The organism is Cupriavidus sp. SIMBA_020 (genome assembly GCF_046535395.1).
Lineage (GTDB): Bacteria > Pseudomonadota > Gammaproteobacteria > Burkholderiales > Burkholderiaceae > Cupriavidus > Cupriavidus campinensis.
On record NZ_JAWRWU010001802.1, the window covers coordinates 1 to 231 of the forward strand.

Sequence of the window (231 nt, forward strand, 5' to 3'; positions counted from 1 at the left end):
TAGCAAATGGGTGTTCAATCGCTAATTCGTTTACTTTACCCCATTGCCAGTTTTGAATGTTATTACCAAACTTTGCTGTTAACTGCGCGAGAGTTTGCTCAAAAGCTGCCTGTAATTGCTGCTCCCAATTCGTAAATTGCGGGTTAACCCAACTTGCTGGCTGCGCTTTTATTAACTGCCAAACAGCGGGCTCCAAATCGCGTTTTACATAACTTAATGTACCATCCTGCT

General features: G+C 42.9%; 1 protein-coding gene. It reads right to left on the bottom strand.

The genetic code is table 11. The annotated features are described in order from the left end of the window. Positions 1-231 (bottom strand): penicillin acylase family protein (locus SB751_RS35820; RefSeq protein ID WP_410749709.1); only part of this gene is annotated, 231 nt, incomplete at both ends.